Below are 628 nucleotides of genomic sequence, written 5' to 3'. Positions count from 1 at the left end.
TCGTCTAGAGGCCTAGGACACCGCCCTTTCACGGCGGTAACAGGGGTTCGACTCCCCTACGGGATACCATTGGGTCGTTAGCTCAGTTGGTAGAGCAGTTGACTTTTAATCAATTGGTCGCAGGTTCGAATCCTGCACGACCCACCATTTTCTCAAGATATGGGGCTATAGCTCAGCTGGGAGAGCGCCTGCCTTGCACGCAGGAGGTCAGCAGTTCGATCCTGCTTAGCTCCACCATTCTTGATTCGATGGGCGATTAGCTCAGTTGGGAGAGCACCTGCCTTACAAGCAGGGGGTCACTGGTTCGAGCCCGGTATCGCCCACCATCTTTAAGCATACTTGCTTGAGTGTTCTTAAAAATGGTTTCGAAAGAAACTTGCTCTTTAACAATTTGGAAAGCTGACGAATAACAACAATCCCCATATCTTTGATATGCGTTGTTATTCAAATTAAAAGTTCTCAAATCCTAACTTTCTCTAAATAAAGAGAAAGTTAGGTACCAACACACATTCAAGTGTTCTTGGAAACATCCTTGTGATGTTTATATTTGAGTCCGGCAAAATCGTGTCTGCACATGTATAAAAATGCAGACAACTTTGGTGACTAACAAAGACCCTTTGGGGTTGTA

The 628-nt window shown here is 45.4% G+C and carries 4 tRNA genes; all 4 read left to right on the top strand.

Annotation, left to right across the window (positions count from 1 at the left end):
- Position 1 precedes the first annotated feature (1 nt).
- A tRNA-Glu gene (locus QTN94_RS20280) sits at positions 2–69 on the top strand.
- Positions 70–71: 2 nt separating this feature from the next.
- A tRNA-Lys gene (locus QTN94_RS20275) sits at positions 72–147 on the top strand.
- A 14-nt stretch (positions 148–161) separates the two neighbouring features.
- Positions 162–237, top strand: a tRNA-Ala gene (locus tag QTN94_RS20270).
- Positions 238–250: 13 nt separating this feature from the next.
- A tRNA-Val gene (locus QTN94_RS20265) sits at positions 251–326 on the top strand.
- Positions 327–628 lie beyond the last annotated feature (302 nt).

The sequence above is a fragment of the Vibrio sp. M250220 genome (assembly GCF_036533795.1).
In the GTDB taxonomy this organism is placed as follows: domain Bacteria; phylum Pseudomonadota; class Gammaproteobacteria; order Enterobacterales; family Vibrionaceae; genus Vibrio.
This window is presented reverse-complemented; position numbering and strand designations above follow the sequence as displayed.